A 17,051-nucleotide genomic window follows, 5' to 3' on the forward strand; every position below is an offset into this window, starting at 1 on the left:
CCGGATGCCAAGCACAGGAGGATAGGCCTCCAGCTTATGCTCCATCCCTGCCCTCACGCCCCGCCCGCCAGCGCAGAGCCACGCACCAGCAGGTCCAGGAAGCGCTCTTCAAAGGCCTCATCACTCGTCACCTGCATGAAGTCCACGCTATGGCTGGCGCACTCGCTGGCCAGATTGCCCACGAAGGCGTCAAAAGTCTCCACGTAACGCTGCACATCGCGCTTGGTCAGCCAGAACCGGCGGCGCTCGCCGGTCTCCACCTCGGTCAGTTCCAGCTCCCCCTCGATCTCCGGCTGTCTCTCATCAGGATGCACGATCTGCAAAAAATGGTTCTCTCCTGGCCACGCCGCCACACGCGCCACGGCCTCGGCCGCGCTGCCAATCTCCCGCCCAAAGAAGTCGCTGATGATGAAGATGATGCCGTAGCGCTGCTTGCTGGGGCGGAATTCCTCAAAGCAGCGCTTCATGTCCGTGAGGCCTTCAAATTTCAGCTTCATCACCGCCTGGATCACTTTTTCAATGTTCCCCTGCCCTCGCAGAGGCGGCAGCTCCTGGTGCACACCGCTGCTCATGGAGTACAGGCTCACCCGCTGCTGCGCGCTCAGCGCCAGGTAGGCCAGCGCCACCGCAAAGCGCAGCGCCTGCCGCCGCTTCTCCGGAAACGGCTCCGCCATGGAGGTGCTGGTGTCCAGCATGATGTGCAGGTTCAGCTCCTGCGTCTCCTCGTACAGACGCACAAAGAGCTTGTCCAGCCGCGCATAAAGCCGCCAGTCGATCGCACGGTAGTCCTCCCGTGGCGTGTAATGGCGGTAGTCCTTGAACTCCCGCGTAAAGCCCGTGGCTGAAGTCGACTGCGAACCCCGCCGCATGAGCTGCCGCCGTTTGCGCAGACGCAGCGCCAGCACACGCAGCCGGTCCAGAAAGGAGGCGTCAAAGAGATCTTCGCGTTCGAGGGTGTCGGGCATCGGGTAGTACAGATTGAAAAATCTTAATGAGATATATGCTACACGCTCGCGATTGATGCAAAGACACTCAACCGAATGTGCAGGACAAAAATGCGCAACGCCCACAAAAAAGAATGTCGGCCTGAAACTTGAACAACTGCGCCATGATGGATGCAGCACGCTGCGGCCTCATTATAGAGGCCAGCAATTCCGCCGTCACGTCCTTGCCGCCTATGCAGTTGTCTGGATCATCAAAAGATGCCCCACCAGCCACCACCATGGAGAGCATGGTCCACGGCCACTCGTATCCGCCTGCCCACCCTGCTCCGCACGGCGGGCAGTGTAGTACGGGCATGCCTCATTGGCCCGATCAAAACTTACCTAAATTACAGATCATCTGTGCTGCTCCGAGATTATTCCATATCGCAACGCCCCTCCATCGATAGAGACAAAAACAGCTTGCAATCATTTATTGCGACAGTTAGTCTATTGTTGCTTAGGGCTGCCGGTGAGGATTGGGGTTCGCTCCGCTTCATCCTACGCCCTCCTTTTTCAAAACTTAACCAGAGAAGGGCGTCTGCAAAGACGCCCTTCTCTTTTTTTATGTGGTGCCCCTCGCGAGAATCAATTGCCGTTTGCGATATCGGAACATCGTTCGCCGCATTGCGGTGGCATGAGTTGTTCAGCAGTCATACACCTGATATTTTTCATCCCTCCCTATTCAATCTTCCGGGACTGCTGAAGGAGGCTCAATTTATAGGCGAACAGATTTCACGGCACGCGGCTTGGCAGAAACACATGCAACTGGTCCGGGAGGAAATCGCAGAAAGGTCCTCCAGCTTGGAATCTAACTGCTTAAGCCCGAGACACCGAAAAATGCTATTCCGTATTGGAAGTGCGCAAACGGAGCATTCGGAGGCAACAAATATCACTCGACTGCTATTGCTAGAAGGAATTGACGATCAAATCGAGTCGTTCATAGCGGAAAAAGCTGCACAGATTGATCTGGCGGGATGTGAGAAGAAGAAAACTGATTGTGACATAATATTGAGTCACGCGGCTACGGTGGCATATCGGAGAGGGGGCGTTTCAGTTGGCGAGACTGCACTGCAGCAAGCGTTGAAAGAAGGGGCACCACGCGTTCAGAAGCTATTCGATCTCAAAGAGCATTTCGTGAGTGGCGAGTTCGAATGCATCGTTGGCGTTCAAGGCGTCACTGACCTCCAGCTAACGGAACTAAGAAAAGTATTGGATCACGGCAAGCCCGCTCAATCAGACCGTGTCTATAAAGCGGGAACACACATTCAAGGTCTACCGCCACAGGCGGCGCTTGCTGAGCATCAGCGTTCGGGGTGGCTATGCTGCAAAGTTACTGCAGGGAACGCGACTGAGGCAGTGGAACAACTCCGCGAGAGGACGCGAAACGCATTGAATGTGATGGCGCTTTTTTACCAGTGCCCAGCGAGTTCATTGCATCCAGGAGGTTGGATCATCCAGAATGGAAATGCAATAGCAGTATCTTCCCGCGACGAGACATTGAAAAACCACCACGCCCGCGCCCAGGCTCTGAAGTTATCAGACCTCGCAGTGAAGAGTCTTTCCGGAGTTTCAGAGCCAGCCATATTTGCTGCGCTAGACCTACACAATGCCGCGTTGAGCACATCGGACCACCGCTTTCGTTTGGTCAACCTCTGGTCTGCCCTGGAGTGCCTAACGGCAGTGCTAGAAGGCGATACCATCATCAACCGCGTGCTCCGTGCCGCGCCTCCTCTACTTGCGTGGCGAAACATTGACAAATACATCCGATACCTCTCGATTAGCCTTCATCTTTGGATCAAGTCCAATCCTGATTTGAACACGGCAGATCTGCCCTTCCGTCTTGGTTACAATCAAAAGGTTCCGCCAGAACAGCTTTTAAAAGTACTCACTCTGCCTGATGATTCCCCGGCATTGAAGCAGTTAACGTCATTTACAGGGGGACACCCTCTACTGGTGTTCCGCATGTTCAAAGCATGGAAACAGTTCTCCTCGCCGAAATCCGTGAGGCGCCGGATGGAACAGAGTGAGACGCGGCTCCGCTGGCACCTCTATCGTATCTATCGTGCAAGAAACCTCCTAGTCCATGACGGGATTGCCGCCGCATGTCTCCCCCAACTTGCAGACCATCTTCAACATTATGTCTCTTGGCTCATCGGGCGTATGATCCAAGCACTGGGTCTCGGCATCAATTGGAAACTTCGGGATGCGTGGCACTATTGGTTAAACAAAGCGGATTATGTCCACAGTTCACTCCCCGAGCGCGACGACGAACACCCCCATTTTGAACTTCGAATGGAAGACGTTTTTACCGCCCGGTTGAATGACCCGACGATGACCATCTGGCAAGCCGCCCCTGCCTAGGACATTGGGAAATCATTTGGGGACCGGATGATAAATCGAGACGTCAGCTCTCCTTATCACAAGCCTCCAATGCGAGGTTGCAGGTGAGGATTTCTCCATGCCGTGTGCGCGTTTTGTTGGTAAAAGCTAAGGGCGCTCCGCCGCGCACATTGGGATCCTCACGCCGCCTGCTGCGCGGGTGTCTTCACCTGATCGAGCAGTTTGGTGATGATGTCGTCCACCTTCACCTGACCGGCCTCGCCTTCAAAATTGAGGATGATGCGGTGACGCAGCGCCACGTGGGCGATGGCACGGATGTCATCCGTGGAAACAGCCGTCGCCCCCTGGATGGCAGCCCACACGCGGGCACCACGGATGAGCGACTGCAGGCCGCGCGGGCTTGCGCCGTAGCTGACGTAGCGCTTCACCTCCGGCAGCGCATCCGGCTGCTCGGGGTGGCTGCTGAGCACCAGACGGGAGGCGTAGTGCGCCACGGGATCGGCCACAGGGATCTTGGAAAGCTGCTGCTGCAAAGCGATGAGCTTTGGCCCATCGGTCAGCGTGGCCAGCTTCGGCTCGGTGAAGCCGGTGGTGCGGCGTGAGATCTCCACCAGCGCATCCAGATCTGGAAACGGCACCTTGATCTTGAACATGAAGCGGTCCAGCTGCGCCTCGGGCAGCGGATAGGTGCCTTCCATTTCCATGGGGTTCTGCGTGGCCAGCACGAGGAAGGGCTCGGGCACCGTGTGGCGCTCGCCACCGGTCGTCACGCAGCGCTCCTGCATCACCTCCAGCAGCGCGGCCTGGGTTTTGGGCGTGGCGCGGTTGATCTCATCCACCAGCAGCAGGTTTTTAAACACCGGCCCCTTTTCATAGCGCAGCGTGCGGCGGCCTTTTTCATCCTCGCCCACGATGTGCGTTCCCAGAATGTCCGCCGGCATCAGGTCGGGCGTGCACTGCACACGGCCCGGCTCCAGCCCCACCACCTGCGAGAGCGTGCGCACGAGGTAGGTCTTGCCCAGGCCCGGCACACCCTCCAGCAGCACATGCCCGCCGGAGAAGATGGCCACCAGCACATCGCTGAGCAGTTCATCGTACCCGACGATGGCTTTTTGCATCTCGGCCTTGAGGCTGGTGAACAGGGTGCGGAAGTCTGCGTGGTCGGACATACGGGCGACTCTCGCCAGCGGCTCCGATTGCGCAAGGCATGAAAGTAGTTTGGAGCTTTAGCTCGTTCCGGGAAAGCTCCGCAGGCCCTGAACGAGCTGCTGCGCAGCCGCGAAGCAAACCTCTGGACTACTTTGTCCGGCCTCAGTCCATCTGCACCAAAATCTCACGCGGCTTGGCACCTTCTCCGGGGCCGATGATGCCACGGTCTTCGAGGATGTCGATCATGCGGGCGGCCTTGCCGTAGCCCAGGCGCAGGCGGCGCTGCAGCAGGCTGGTGCTGGCCTTCTTCTCCTGGCGGATCACCTCCAGGCACTTCTCCAGGCACTCCTGCTCTTCAGAACTCACGCCGTCTTCGTCTTCGCCGTCTTCATCACCGAACTCGCCGCTTTCGTCGTCGACTTTGACATCAAAGACCGGCTTGCCCTGCGCCACGCAGTGCTCCACCAGCGCGTGGATTTCATCATCCGTCACCAGTGCGCCCTGGCTGCGAACCGGCTGCGCACCACCGGGAGGCACGTAGAGCATGTCCCCCTTGCCCACCAGATTTTCCGCACCTTTACGGTCCAGGATGACGCGGCTGTCCAGCGCAGAAGAAACCTGGAACGCAATGCGCGTCGGGATGTTCGCCTTGATCACGCCGGTGATCACGTCCGCACGCGGCGTCTGCGTGGCCACGATAAGGTGGATGCCCGCCGCACGCGCCATCTGGGTGATGCGGGCGATGGCCACTTCGATGTCCGCCGGGGCGGTCTGCATCAGGTCTGCCAGCTCGTCCACGATGACCACGATGTAGGGCATCGTGTCCGGAATGACGACTTCCTGCCGGCGTGGCGGCGGTGCCTGGGAATCCCCCAGCCAGGTGCCGCTGGCGTCGCGAAGCTCGTTGTTTTCCGTCTCTCCATCCACCGTGCCGACCTCGGCGGTCTTGGGCTCTGTGTTTTCCTCGGCGGCTTCCTTGGCAAACTCAGCGGAGACACGGGCGTCATCCACGCCAGCCTTCATCTTCGTTTTGGTTGCGGCGGCTGCAGGGGCAACCGTGGCGGCAGCCGCATTGCGCGCAGCACGTGCGGCGTCTGCCTCGGCCTTGCGCTTGATGTTGCGGTTGTTGAAGGCTTCGAAATTCCGGCACCCCTCCTGGGCGAAGATCTGGTAGCGGTTCTCCATCTCCTTCACCACCCAGCGCAGCGCCAGCAGCGCCTTCTTCGGATCGGTGACCACCGGCAGCGCCAGGTGCGGCAGCTCCTCGTAGTTCTGCATTTCCACGACCTTGGGGTCGATCATGATGAACCGCAGCTCATCCGGCGCAAAGCGGCAGATCAGACTGGTCACGATGCTGTTGATGCAAACGCTCTTGCCGCTTCCCGTGGCGCCTGCGACGAGCAGATGCGGCATGGCCGCGAGATCGCCGATGATCGTCTTGCCATACACGTCCTTGCCCAGGGCCACTGGCAGCTTGGACTTGCCGTTCACGAAGACTTCGTCCTCCAGCAGCTCGCGCAGCGGCACGATGGTCTTTTCCGAATTTGCCAGCTCGATGCCCACCGTGTCCTTGCCCGGGATCGGCGCCAGGATGTTGATGCGCTCGGCACGTGTGGCACGGGCGATGTCCGCGTCCAGATTCGCGATGCGGCTCACGCGCAGGCCGTCTACGGGACGCACCTCGTAGCGGGTGATGGCCGGACCGCGGGTGATGTCCCCCGGCTCCACGCTGATTCCAAAGCTGGCCAGCGCCTTGACGATGGTGGCTTGGATGCCAAGCAGCTCGTTCTTGTCCGTGGGCGCGCGCTTGGTGTCCTCTGGCCATTTGAGCAGCTCCATGGAGGGCAGCTTGTAATCCTTGAAGAGCTTGGTCAGATTTCCCAGCGAGCCATGCGGGGCCTGCTCGATCTTCTGTGCGCGCTTCTGCTCCCAGACCTCGGCCAGCTTCGGCTTGTCGCTGCGGTCATCATGCGCGCGTGAAATCGAGGAGTCGATGATCTTCGGCGGCGGCGGGTCAAACTTCAGCGGCAGCTCCATGTTGGTCGCGGTGACAGCAGGCGTATCGCCGCGCAGTTCACCGCCCTTGTCCTTCTTCTTCCGCCTGAGGCCTTCCGGCACAGGCGTCACCGTGCCAGGGACGGTGTTGGCGGCTTCTTCCGCCAGCTTTTCCTCGATCAGGCGCTGCGCCTCGCGCTCCGCCTTCCAGCGCGTGATCTCCAGACGGATGTTGTGCATCACCGTCAGCGGGTGCTGACCGGTCACCAGAAAGAGCCCGCCCATGTACACCGTGCCGAGAAGCAGAGTGGCTCCGACCTTGCCCAGGAGGTTCTTCAGCAGACTACCGCCAATCACAAAGCCCAGACCGCCGGAGCCGCCCAGGGGGGTGAAATGATCCCGCTCACTCAGCAGGTTTTGCACCTCCAGCAGAGCGGCACCGCTGATGATCATGATGGCCACCCCCAGCCAGGCTGCCCGGGTGACCTTGATTTTCGAGTGCAGCTTGCACACGCCGAACCACATCATGCTGCAAGGCAGCAGGTAGGCCGCATAGCCCATCAGCCACAGCATGTGGCCCGCCACCAGCGCCCCGACGCGCCCCACAAAATTGTGCGTCACCTCCCCGGTGGACTCGGAAAGAGCCAAAAAAGACCACGATGGCATGTCCTGAGGGTCATAGGACACCAGCGCCAGCAGCAGCATCACCGCCATCATCAGGAAGCCGATGCCAAAGGCGTCATTCCATGGGCTTTCTTTCTCGTCCGTAGATCGGGCGCGAGGGGGGCGGGCGGCAGAGGCGGCACGGCTCATGACAACAATCTGGTAATTGTGGCAGACGAAATAATTTAAGGCCACCAAAATATTTACCTTGCCTCACTTTTGTGAATCGGCTTCGATTCGTGCCAGGGATGCTGCTTGACCGCAAAATTCCCGCGAACATCTTTGTCCGTCGCTACGTCATACCATCCTCATGAAAAACACCCTCGCCCTCACCCTCGCAGCCGTGCTCGCCCTCGGTGCCTCCGTCACTTCCACCACCAGCGCCCAGGACGCCGGCAAAGTGGATTTTGAAAAGCAGGTCCTCCCCGTCCTCAAGGAAAGCTGCTTCAAGTGCCACGAGAAGGAGCACGAAGACAATGGCAAGATCAAGAAGCCCAAAGGCGGTCTGCGTCTCGACAGCGCTGCAGCCATCATGAAGGGCGGCAAGGAGTACCCTGAGGAAAACGTCGTCGCCGGCAAGCCCGACGCCAGCTGGCTGGTGAAGACCATGACCCTGCCGGACTCTGATGACATGGCCATGCCTCCTGAAGGCAAGGGCGACCGCGTCTCCGCCGCCAACATCGACCTCATCAAGAAGTGGATCACCGAAGGCGCCAGCTTCGGTGCTTGGAAGGGCGTGGAATAATTTCTCAGCACAACATCTCACCACGGAGGGCGGAGCCTTGGGCTCCGCCTTTCTTTTTCCCCCTTCATGAATACCCCTTTCCGTTTCACCACCTGCCGCGCAGGATCTGAAGCAACGCTCAAGCGCGACATCGCCAGCCATTTCGCCGGTGAGCTAACCCCGGCCTTCATGAAGCCGCAGTTCATCACCTGGAAGGTACGCAGCCCCGGCTTCAGCCCGCCCAAAAATCTGAGCCACTTCGCGCGAGTCAGCGGCATCTCCCTTGGCCTCTGCAAAACCATGGCTGAAGCCGTCGAACATGCCCGCAAACTTGGCCCCAGACCTGTGCGCCTCCATGTCTTCCCGCGCGTCACCGATGAGGATGGGGTGAAAGCCGACACCTGGCAGCGCATCGACGCCCTCGCCGCAGAGATCTCTGCCGCACTCGCACAAGCCGGCATTCCGCTCGAAACCCGGCTACCCCTCAGTCATGGCGATTTGATTCTCGACGTCGTCGTTGGCGAAACTCAGGAGGAGCCCTTTTTTCTAGGCTGCCATGAGCACCAGCCCGGCATGCACAGCCAGCCGGGCGGCCTGCCACGCATTGCCCTGCCCTCAGAGGTGCCCTCACGCGCCTGGCTCAAGCTGGAGCAGGCACTCGCCTGGCGCGGCTGGGATCAGCTCGACCTGCGTGGCCAGACGGCGCTCGATCTCGGCTGCGCTCCCGGCGGCGCCACTTACGCGCTGATTCAGCGTGGCATGAGTGTCCTCGGCGTGGATACCGGGGAAATGGACCCTCGCGTGCTGGAGCTTGCCAAGGCCAAAGGCGTGCGGTTCGAGCACTGGCGCACCGCCGCAGGCCGGCTCAACCTCACGGCACTCCCGCAGGAGCCCGCACTGCTGCTCTGCGACATCAATCTGGCGCCACCTGAAATCATTCCCACCCTCTGCCGCATCCAGGATGCAGTGCAGGCACGCCGGCTCATTCTCACCATCAAGCTGAACACCCCTGCCCTCGAAGACCGGGCGCATGAGTTCATCGACACCATCCGCGACTTCGCCCCAGCCCCCGTCTTCGCCACCCAGCTCGCAGGCAACCGCCGCGAAATCTGCGCCACCGCCGGCTGAGCCCGACGACGTTCACTTCTGGCACTTCGGGCAATAATACGTCGCCCGCTGCCCCTGCACGATGCGCTTCACCGGCGTCTCGCACACACGGCAGGGCTCGCCCTCGCGGTCATACACCCGCAGCGTCTGCTTGAAGTAACCCGGCTCGCCGCTCTCGTTTAAAAAATCCCGCAGAGTCGTCCCGCCCATCTGGATCGAGGCCGCCAGCACCTTGCGGATCGCCTGCACCAGCTTGGCCAGACGCGGTTTGGAAACCTTGCCCGCAGGCTGGCGCGGATCAATGCCCGCCATAAAGAGCGCCTCGCTCGCGTAGATGTTGCCCACGCCCACGACCACATGCGCGTCCATGATCACCTGCTTGATCGCCGCTGTCTTTCCGGCACACGCTGCGTGCAGCGTCTCCACCGTAAATTCATCCCCCAGCGGCTCCGGCCCCAGGTCCCGCAGCAGCGGATGCTCCGCCGGATCTCCCTCGATCCACAGCGCCGCGCCAAACCGGCGCGGATCATGCAGCCGCAGCTGCCGGCCATCCTCCATCGTGATCGCCAGATGGTCGTGCTTCTTGAAAGGCGTGTCCGCTGGCAGCACCCGCAGATTCCCCGACATGCCCAGATGCAGCAGCAGCGTGCCCTTGGCCGTGCCAAACAGCATGTACTTCGCCCGCCGCTCCCCGGACTCTATGCGGCAGCCCTCAAGCTCATGAATCTCATCCGGGACCGGCCATCGCATGCGTTTGTCCCGCACCATCACCTCCCGCACCTTCTTGCCAATCACATGCGGCAGCACACCGCGCAGCGTGGTTTCGACTTCGGGGAGTTCGGGCATAAAAAGCCTACTTCCCCTCCAGCGCCTGCTCCAGCGCGCGCCAGGCCAGCATGGCGCACTTCACGCGCTGGGGAAATTTCTGCACGCCTTCGAGGAGGATGAGCTCACCGAGGGCATCCTCATTCGCGGGAGCACCGTCGCCCATCACCACGCGGCGAAAATCCTCACGCACGGCCGCGGCTTCGTCCTTGGACTTGCCCTTGATCTTCTGCGTCATCATCGACGCGCTCGCCTGACTGATGGCGCACCCCTGGCCGGTGAACTTGAGATCTTCGATGCTGCCGTCGTCCTTCACTTTCACCCAAACGTCGATCTCGTCGCCGCAGGAGGGATTGTCCCCATGGGCGTGAAGACAGGGCGGCGGGATTTCACCGCGATTGCGCGGGTTGCGGGAGTGATCCAGGATCACCTGCTGGTAGAGATCGCGAAGGTCGTCGGAAAGCATGGTCGTAGGGGCGGGTCAGGCCGGAGGGCCCGTCTCACGCGAAGAACTTACGCGCGAGGAGCAGTACTTCGACGAGACGATTGATCTCTTCAAGCGTGTTGTAGAAGTAGAAGCTGGCGCGGGTGGTGCCAGGCACCTTGAACCGCTTCATCAGCGGCTGCGTGCAGTGGTGCCCGCCGCGCATGGCCACGCCGTGACTGTTGGCAAACTCCACGAGATCATGCGGGTGGGCAAAGTCCAGGTGGAAGGCCACCAGCGCGCCCCGGTGGCCGTTCTGCGGCCCCAGAATGCGGATGCCAGGGACCTCGCTCATGCGCTGCACAGCGTAATTGGCCAGATTGTGGTCATGGCGCTGGATGCTCTCCAGCCCGATGGCCTGCAGGTAGTCGATCGCCGCACCGAGGCCGATCACACCGGAGATGTCCGGCGTGCCCGCCTCAAACCGGTGGGGCGGCCCCTTGTAGGTGCTGCCTTCCATCGTCACGCTCAGGATCATCTCGCCCCCGCCATGCCAGGGCGGCATGCTTTCCAGCAGGGCCATTCGGCCATAAAGCGCGCCGATGCCCGTGGGGCCGCACATTTTGTGTCCCGAAAAGGCCAGGAAATCGCAGCCGAGATCCTGCACATCGATGGGCATGTGGCCCACGCTCTGCGCACCGTCCAGCAGCGTCACCGCACCCACAGCCTTCGCCTTGGCGATAAGCTCCTTGGCAGGATTGATGGTGCCTAGCGAGTTGGAAACATGCACAAAGGCGAAGAGCTTCACCTGCTCATTCAGCAACGAATCGATGGCCTCAGGGTCGAGCGTGCCGTCGTCCAGCACGGGGATGTGTTTCAGCGTGGCTCCGGTGCGCTGGGCCAGCAGATGCCAGGGCACCAGATTGCTGTGGTGCTCCATGCCCGTGACGAGGATCACATCTCCAGCGCGAAGATTTTGAGTGCCCCAGGTGTTGGCCACGAGATTAATGCCCTCGGTGGTGCCACGCGTGAAAATGATCTCGTCCTCAGACGCCGCGCCGATCAGGCGGGCCACCTTGCCGCGTGTGGCCTCATAGGCCTCGGTGGCGCGGTTGCTCAGCTCGTGCAGGGCACGGTGTACGTTGGCATTGTCACGCTCATAGTAGTGCGTGAGCGTCTGAATGACAGCGCGCGGCTTTTGGCTGCTGGCGGCGCTGTCCAGATACACCAGCGGGTGTCCGTTTACCTGCTGGTCGAGAATGGGAAAATCAGATCGTATGCGGTGCCAGTCCATGTGTGCTGGCGGCACACTTAGCGAGCCGCCATGCGCTGTCCAGCGGCACCCACGGCCGCAGGCTGACGGCCGGCGTAGTGGCCGCGGCTTTCGATCTCACGCGCACGCTCCTGCATGCTGGCAGGCTTGCCGTCTGTGGGCAGTTCATTCTCCCCCAGCCAGTCAAGCATGGCAGAACCGGTCTGATCCAAAAACTTCACCGGATAAAGCAGGGAGGAATTTTTGAATGAATTCCATGTCCGGCTGTTGCTGCAATTGGTGAAGCATACAGAGATCAAAACGAGAAAGCTGGCGCGGGCGAATTTCATGAAAATCGAGTTTTTATCATGCCGGGTTGTTTATGTAAACAACAAGATGTCTAGCGTCTGAAGGCCAGCCTGGAGCCGATGCTGCCTTCTGCGGGCAGGATTTCGTTCCCCTTCTTGTTTTGCACTTCCCTCGCGCGCATTTCCACGGTCTTACCGTCCACCGGACTGCGGCCCTCCTCTTCGGCAAAAAGAAGGGCGTATGGCGCCAGTCTGATCGCAGTACCGATTAGCCCACAGCTGCTCAGTGAGAGCATGGCGGCGCAGGCAAGGATCAGGCGGGATTTCAAGAGCATTAGTTAAAAATTATCACATCTGGCTTTGCGAGTAAACATTTTTGATCCCGATCGGCCAAGAACGAAACTTGCTCTTTCCGCGGCAAGCATTGCTCCGGCCCAGCCGTATTGCATTGCCCTACCGTCTCCAACCGCCATGAAGAAGATACTGCTTCCCCTGCTCCTCGCCCTCACCCTCCCGCTTCAGGCACAGCTCGAATTCAAACGAGGCGACAGCATCGCCATCCTCGGCAATGCGCTGCCAGACCGCTCCCAGTACTCCGGCTGGCTGGAGACCATGCTTACCCAGGCCCATGCAGACAAGGACCTCACCTTTCGCAATCTGGCCTTCTCAGGCGACGAGGTGCAAACCTGGCACCGCATCGACAACTTCGGCACCCGCGACGAATGGCTGGCCAAGGTGAAAGCGGACGTCATCTTCGCCTTCTACGGCTACAACGAGTCCTTCAAAGGCTACGAGGGCATCGAGGAATATAAGAAGAACCTCGCCAAGTTCATCGACGACATCAAGTCGCAGAACTTCAGCGGCAAAGGCGCCCCCCGCATCGTTCTCTTCTCCCCCATCGCCCTGCAAAAGGTGGCCAGCCCCAGCCTCCCGCCGGTGGAGGAAAAGAACACCAACATCCAGAACTACGCCGCCGCCATGAACGAAGTGGCCGCCGCGAAGGGCGTGACGTTTGTGGATCTCTTCCAGCCCAGTGCCAAAGGCCTGCCGGAAGGCTCCACCCTGGACGGTCTCTACATCACCGACAGCGGTGAAAAGGCCATCGCTGCCTCCGCCTTCAAATCCCTCACAGGCAAAGACGCGCCCCAGGTGAATGAAAAGCTGCGCCAGGCCATCATCGACAAAAACTGGGAGTGGCACCAGCGCTACCGCACCGTGGACGGCTACAACGTCTATGGCGGCCGCTCCGGCCTGGCCTACGCCGCAGGCGTGGGCGGCTTCAAGCAGAACGAGCGCACCCCCGAGAAGCCCTACATCTCCAACTACCAGGTCATGATGGAGGAAATGGCCCAGCGCGATGTCAAAACCGCCAACCGCGACCAGCGCGTGCACGCCATCGCCAAGGGCGGCGACCTCGTGGTGAAGGACGACAACCTGCCACCCGTGGAAAAGGTGCCCACCAACATGCCCAACCCCAAGGAGGGCAAGGAATTCAACAAAGTCCCCATGACCGGCATGACCTTCACCCCCGAGGGCCTGGTGGACTTCCCCGATGCCAAGGAGGCGATGAAGAACATCCAGCCCGAGGCGGGGCTGAAGATCACCCTCTTTGCTGATGAAAAGATGTACCCCGAGCTGGTGAACCCCGTGCAGATGGCCTGGGACACCCGCGGCCGCCTGTGGGTCAGCGCCTGGCTGAACTACCCCGAGCGCACCCCCACCAGCACCAAGGGGGACAGCCTGCTCGTCTTTGAAGACACCAACGGCGACGGCACGGCGGACAAGATGACCGAATTTGCCGACAACCTGAACTGCCCCACCGGATTCAATTTCTACAAGGACGGCGTCATCGTCATGCAGTCGCCCAATCTCGTTTATCTCGAAGACACCGACGGCGATGGCAAAAGCGACAAGCGCACCATCCTGCTCATGGGCCTCTGCGCCGCCGACTCCCACCATGAAACCAATGCGCTGAGCTACGACTGCGGTGGCGCGCTCTATCCCAGCGATGGCGTCTTCCACCGTACCCAGGTGGAGACCCTCTACGGCCCCGTGCGCAATACCAACGGCTGCATCTACCGCTTTGACCTGAACCGCCGCACGCTGGAGCGCTTCACCACGGACGCGACGGTGAACCCCCACGGCAAGGTCTGGGACCGCTGGGGCAATGCCTACTTCACCGACGCCACCGGCAATGTGAACACCTTTGCCGAGGCCTCCTCATGCTATCTCCCCCGCGAAGGCGGCGGCAGCGCCAAGCTGCAGGAGTTCTGGAAGCGCCCCGCACGCCCCAGCCCTGGCAACAACATCATCTCCAGCCGCCACTTCCCGGACGACTGGCAGAACAATTTCCTTAACACCAACGTCATCAGCTATCAGGGCATCTGGCGCGTGCCGCTCATGCCAGATGGCGCCGCAATGAAGGGCGAGGTGAGCAATGAGCTCGTCAAAGCAGACCCCGCCGTCTATCCTACCTTCCGCCCCAGCGCCGTGAGCGTGGGCCCGGATGGCGCACTGTATTTCTGCGACTGGTCCAATGCCATCATCGGCCACATGCAGCACCACCTGCGCGACCCCAACCGCGACCACAAGCATGGCCGCATCTACAAGCTGACCTATGAAGGCCGCCCGCTGCTCAAGCCCGCCAAAATCTACGGCGAGAGCATCGAGAACCTCCTCGAAAACCTGAAAGCCTGGGAGGACAATGTGCGCATGCGCACCAAGATCGAGCTGGCCAAGCACGACGCGCAGAAGGTTGCCACCGCCGCCAAAGCCTGGGCCGCCAAGCTGGACAAGAATGACGCCGAATATGAGCATCATCGCCTCGAAGCCCTGTGGACTCACCAGTGGGTGGACGTCGTGGATGTGGATCTGCTCAAACAGGTGCTCTCCTCCCCCGAGCCGCGCGCCCGTGCTGCGGCCACCCGCGTGCTCTGCTACTGGAAGGACCGCGTGCCCGGCGCACTGGATCTTCTCAAGGTCGCTGTCAACGACCCCGCCATGCCCGTGCGCATGCACGCCGTCCGCGCCCTCAGCTTCTACCAGCCCACCCCGGATGCCGAGAAGGCGCTGGAGATTTCCTATGATGTGCTCAAGCAGCCCACCGACTACTACATCGACCACGTCTTCGGCGAATGCCGCAAGGGCCTGCAGTCCGTGCTCAAGACCAAGGTGCTGCCCAAGGACCCCGCCGCGCTGGCCGAGTTCATCGCCAAGACCACTGACGCCGATCTCAAAGGACTGCCCGATCTGGAGCCCGTGCTCATCGAAAAACTCACCCGTCCCAAACTTGGCGCAGATGTGCGCGCCGCTGCGCTGACAGAGCTGGCCAAAAACTCCGGTGACGACACGCCTGTGGTGCTGGTGAACATGCTCAAGCGCATCGAAGCCGCCGATGGCAGGCTCAACTCCACCGCCGATGATCTTGGCAAGCTCCTGCTGGCCCAGTCTCCCGGCATGCTGGCCCGCCACGGCACGCTCCTCAAGACGCTGGCCAAGGAGGCGAAACTGACCTCGGTCAGGCGCGCCTGCTACGCCGCCTACATCGTCGGCGACAAAACGCCGGACAACCTGTGGAAGAGCGTCGCCGACGCCGGAGAGCGCAACACCATCATCGAGTCCATCGCCCTCATCCCGGCCAACGAGGCCGCTCTGCGTGCCAAGTTCCAGCCGCACCTCACCGCCATGCTCGGAGACGCCTCACTCAGCGCCGCCGGCCGGCGTGCCGTGCTCTCCGCCCTGCCGCTCATGGGCCCCGCCAATGCCGCCGCCAACTTCCAAATTGCCGCCCAGCACCTCATCGATGGCGCGGAACGCAACGCCGCCGCCAAAGCCCTGCTCAAATTCCCCAAGGCCAACTGGGACGCAGCCAAAGCCACCCCCATCACCGATGCCGTGCTGGCCTATGGCAAAAGCGTGAAGCCCGCCGACCGCAGCAAGCCTGAGTACGTCGAGATCATTGCCGCCGCCAAGGAGATGGCCGCGCTGCAGGGAGATGCCTCCAAGGGCATCCTGGCAGAGCTGAAGACCATCAGCGTGGATGTCTTCGTGGTACACACCGTGCACGAGCAGCTGCGCTTTGACACCACCAGGCTCGAAGTCACCGCCGGCAAGCAGTTTGAAGTCATCTTTGAAAACGACGACGTCATGCCGCACAATTTTGTCATCGTCCCGCCCGGCAAGCACATGGAGATCGGCACCGCCGCCATGACCATGACGCCTGACAAGCTGGACAAGCAGGGCCGCGCCTACATGCCCGCCGCCTTTGAAAAAGAGATCCTCGCTGCCACCAAGCTGCTCGAGCCCGGCCAGAAGGAAACCCTCAAGCTCAAAGCCCCGTCACAGCCCGGCGAGTACGAATTCGTCTGCACCTTCCCCGGCCACGCCGTCCTCATGTGGGGCACGCTGAGCGTGGGGAAGTGATCATTGATCGCCTGTTGAAATGACGCCCATGTCAGGAAGAAAACAGCGAAAAGAGTTCACCTCCGCGCAAAAAGCCCAGATCTACAGGCGGGACAGGGCCACATGTGTTCTGTCCGGCAAATCGCTCTGGTCCCTCGACTATGGCGCCTGTCCGTTGGTTGAATGGGATTGGGTGGACCACATCAAACCCGTCTCGCGCGGGGGCAAATCCGAAGTCGAAAACGGAATCTGCTCCTCATACACCTTCAATGTCAAAAAACGCGCCAATGGGGCCGACAAGTTCCATATGCTCGACCTGAACAGGGAGGGCGCCCCATCTCAAACCTTCTATTACTACTTTGGCAGCATCAGTTCGGAGTTGAAGGATCAGTTGATCAGGCTTTCCAAAATCGAACCGGCCGACTGGTACTTCAACAGGGCCGTCAGCCATCTCATGACTGCCTGCGACAAGTCATACACCAGGCCCGGTCACAAACGAAAGCCTGGCTACTACCGCGACTCCGCCCTCAAAAAACTCGAGGAATTCCGAAGCCAGGGCGGCAGCAGGAAATCCCTGGAAAACCGCAATCTGGTTCTCCACCCCGAGTGCGAAGACGTCGAGCTGCTTCTGTCAATGATCGAAGTCCAGACACTGGGCTCGTTCGGCAAAAAATTAAGCCGCCTTAAATCCATCTACATTGAGAATGCCAGAGCCATGGACTCATTCTGGGAGGCGGAAACCATCCGTGACATGAGAGCCCTGGCGGCCAGGATTGCCAGAAACAAGGCGATCACCCCGGCCGTGCTGAAAGCTGTCAAAACGCAGCTCGATTTCCGGGAGAGCGATCCTCGCAGCAAATCACGGACTGCGAGAATCTGA

At 60.6% G+C, this 17,051-nt stretch carries 13 protein-coding genes; 5 read left to right on the top strand and 8 right to left on the bottom strand.

From position 1 onward, the window contains the following. Positions 1 to 53 precede the first annotated feature (53 nt). Complete coding sequence (locus ACZ5WW_RS06790) at positions 54 to 965, bottom strand: DUF58 domain-containing protein (RefSeq protein WP_377170743.1); 912 nt, start codon at positions 963 to 965, stop codon at positions 54 to 56. Between the two features lie 855 nt (positions 966 to 1,820). Between ACZ5WW_RS06790 and ACZ5WW_RS06795 the strand changes: the two genes are divergently transcribed. Next, complete coding sequence (locus tag ACZ5WW_RS06795; protein ID WP_377170741.1) at positions 1,821 to 3,344, top strand: hypothetical protein; 1,524 nt, start codon at positions 1,821 to 1,823, stop codon at positions 3,342 to 3,344. A gap of 158 nt (positions 3,345 to 3,502) precedes the next feature. Here ACZ5WW_RS06795 and ACZ5WW_RS06800 read toward each other — a convergent pair whose 3' ends face one another. Together ACZ5WW_RS06800 and ACZ5WW_RS06805 are read right to left on the bottom strand one after the other, a co-directional pair. After that, on the bottom strand, positions 3,503 to 4,492 hold the full coding sequence (locus ACZ5WW_RS06800) for an AAA family ATPase (protein ID WP_377170739.1): 990 nt from the start codon (positions 4,490 to 4,492) through the stop codon (positions 3,503 to 3,505). A gap of 142 nt (positions 4,493 to 4,634) precedes the next feature. Beyond that, positions 4,635 to 7,280: a DNA translocase FtsK gene (locus ACZ5WW_RS06805; protein WP_377170737.1), complete on the bottom strand. Its 2,646-nt coding sequence runs from the start codon at positions 7,278 to 7,280 to the stop codon at positions 4,635 to 4,637. Positions 7,281 to 7,440: 160 nt separating this feature from the next. Here ACZ5WW_RS06805 and ACZ5WW_RS06810 point away from each other — a divergent pair, with 160 nt between their 5' ends. Together ACZ5WW_RS06810 and ACZ5WW_RS06815 are read left to right on the top strand one after the other, a co-directional pair. Beyond that, positions 7,441 to 7,875, top strand: coding sequence for a c-type cytochrome domain-containing protein (locus ACZ5WW_RS06810; protein ID WP_377170735.1), 435 nt, complete (start codon positions 7,441 to 7,443; stop codon positions 7,873 to 7,875). A gap of 66 nt (positions 7,876 to 7,941) precedes the next feature. Continuing rightward, on the top strand, positions 7,942 to 8,982 hold the full coding sequence (locus tag ACZ5WW_RS06815) for an SAM-dependent methyltransferase (RefSeq protein WP_377170733.1): 1,041 nt from the start codon (positions 7,942 to 7,944) through the stop codon (positions 8,980 to 8,982). A gap of 12 nt (positions 8,983 to 8,994) precedes the next feature. On the opposite strand, the gene mutM is transcribed toward ACZ5WW_RS06815, so the two are convergent. From mutM to ACZ5WW_RS06840, 5 genes are read right to left on the bottom strand one after another with little or no spacing between them, the layout of a single operon-like run. Continuing rightward, the gene (mutM, locus tag ACZ5WW_RS06820; protein WP_377170731.1) at positions 8,995 to 9,807 is read right to left on the bottom strand and encodes a bifunctional DNA-formamidopyrimidine glycosylase/DNA-(apurinic or apyrimidinic site) lyase; all 813 of its coding nucleotides are present in this window, start codon (positions 9,805 to 9,807) and stop codon (positions 8,995 to 8,997) included. 7 nt (positions 9,808 to 9,814) lie between these two features. Continuing rightward, positions 9,815 to 10,252: a Fe-S cluster assembly sulfur transfer protein SufU gene (gene sufU, locus ACZ5WW_RS06825; protein ID WP_377170729.1), complete on the bottom strand. Its 438-nt coding sequence runs from the start codon at positions 10,250 to 10,252 to the stop codon at positions 9,815 to 9,817. Between the two features lie 34 nt (positions 10,253 to 10,286). After that, on the bottom strand, positions 10,287 to 11,504 hold the full coding sequence (locus ACZ5WW_RS06830) for a cysteine desulfurase (RefSeq protein WP_377170727.1): 1,218 nt from the start codon (positions 11,502 to 11,504) through the stop codon (positions 10,287 to 10,289). Positions 11,505 to 11,521: 17 nt separating this feature from the next. Continuing rightward, positions 11,522 to 11,812, bottom strand: coding sequence for a hypothetical protein (locus ACZ5WW_RS06835; protein WP_377170725.1), 291 nt, complete (start codon positions 11,810 to 11,812; stop codon positions 11,522 to 11,524). 50 nt (positions 11,813 to 11,862) lie between these two features. Further along, positions 11,863 to 12,099 carry a hypothetical protein gene (locus tag ACZ5WW_RS06840; RefSeq protein ID WP_377170723.1) on the bottom strand — a complete coding sequence of 79 codons (237 nt, stop codon included), beginning with the start codon at positions 12,097 to 12,099 and terminating at the stop codon, positions 11,863 to 11,865. Between the two features lie 142 nt (positions 12,100 to 12,241). Between ACZ5WW_RS06840 and ACZ5WW_RS06845 the strand changes: the two genes are divergently transcribed. Beyond that, positions 12,242 to 16,192, top strand: a complete 3,951-nt coding sequence (locus ACZ5WW_RS06845) for a PVC-type heme-binding CxxCH protein (RefSeq protein WP_377170721.1) — start codon at positions 12,242 to 12,244, stop codon at positions 16,190 to 16,192. A 28-nt stretch (positions 16,193 to 16,220) separates the two neighbouring features. Then, positions 16,221 to 17,051 carry an HNH endonuclease gene (locus ACZ5WW_RS06850; RefSeq protein WP_464694221.1) on the top strand — a complete coding sequence of 277 codons (831 nt, stop codon included), beginning with the start codon at positions 16,221 to 16,223 and terminating at the stop codon, positions 17,049 to 17,051.

It is taken from the genome of Prosthecobacter fluviatilis (assembly GCF_055388355.1).

Excerpts from the sequence above, each read along its gene's own strand:
- ACZ5WW_RS06790 (WP_377170743.1), bottom strand. The coding sequence starts at position 965 with ATGCCCGACACCCTCGAACGCGAAGATCTCTTTGACGCCTCCTTTCTG.
- ACZ5WW_RS06795 (WP_377170741.1), top strand. The coding sequence starts at position 1,821 with ATGCTATTCCGTATTGGAAGTGCGCAAACGGAGCATTCGGAGGCAACA.
- ACZ5WW_RS06800 (WP_377170739.1), bottom strand. The coding sequence starts at position 4,492 with ATGTCCGACCACGCAGACTTCCGCACCCTGTTCACCAGCCTCAAGGCC.
- ACZ5WW_RS06805 (WP_377170737.1), bottom strand. The coding sequence starts at position 7,280 with ATGAGCCGTGCCGCCTCTGCCGCCCGCCCCCCTCGCGCCCGATCTACG.
- ACZ5WW_RS06810 (WP_377170735.1), top strand. The coding sequence starts at position 7,441 with ATGAAAAACACCCTCGCCCTCACCCTCGCAGCCGTGCTCGCCCTCGGT.
- ACZ5WW_RS06815 (WP_377170733.1), top strand. The coding sequence starts at position 7,942 with ATGAATACCCCTTTCCGTTTCACCACCTGCCGCGCAGGATCTGAAGCA.
- mutM (WP_377170731.1), bottom strand. The coding sequence starts at position 9,807 with ATGCCCGAACTCCCCGAAGTCGAAACCACGCTGCGCGGTGTGCTGCCG.
- sufU (WP_377170729.1), bottom strand. The coding sequence starts at position 10,252 with ATGCTTTCCGACGACCTTCGCGATCTCTACCAGCAGGTGATCCTGGAT.
- ACZ5WW_RS06830 (WP_377170727.1), bottom strand. The coding sequence starts at position 11,504 with ATGGACTGGCACCGCATACGATCTGATTTTCCCATTCTCGACCAGCAG.
- ACZ5WW_RS06835 (WP_377170725.1), bottom strand. The coding sequence starts at position 11,812 with ATGAAATTCGCCCGCGCCAGCTTTCTCGTTTTGATCTCTGTATGCTTC.
- ACZ5WW_RS06845 (WP_377170721.1), top strand. The coding sequence starts at position 12,242 with ATGAAGAAGATACTGCTTCCCCTGCTCCTCGCCCTCACCCTCCCGCTT.
- ACZ5WW_RS06850 (WP_464694221.1), top strand. The coding sequence starts at position 16,221 with ATGTCAGGAAGAAAACAGCGAAAAGAGTTCACCTCCGCGCAAAAAGCC.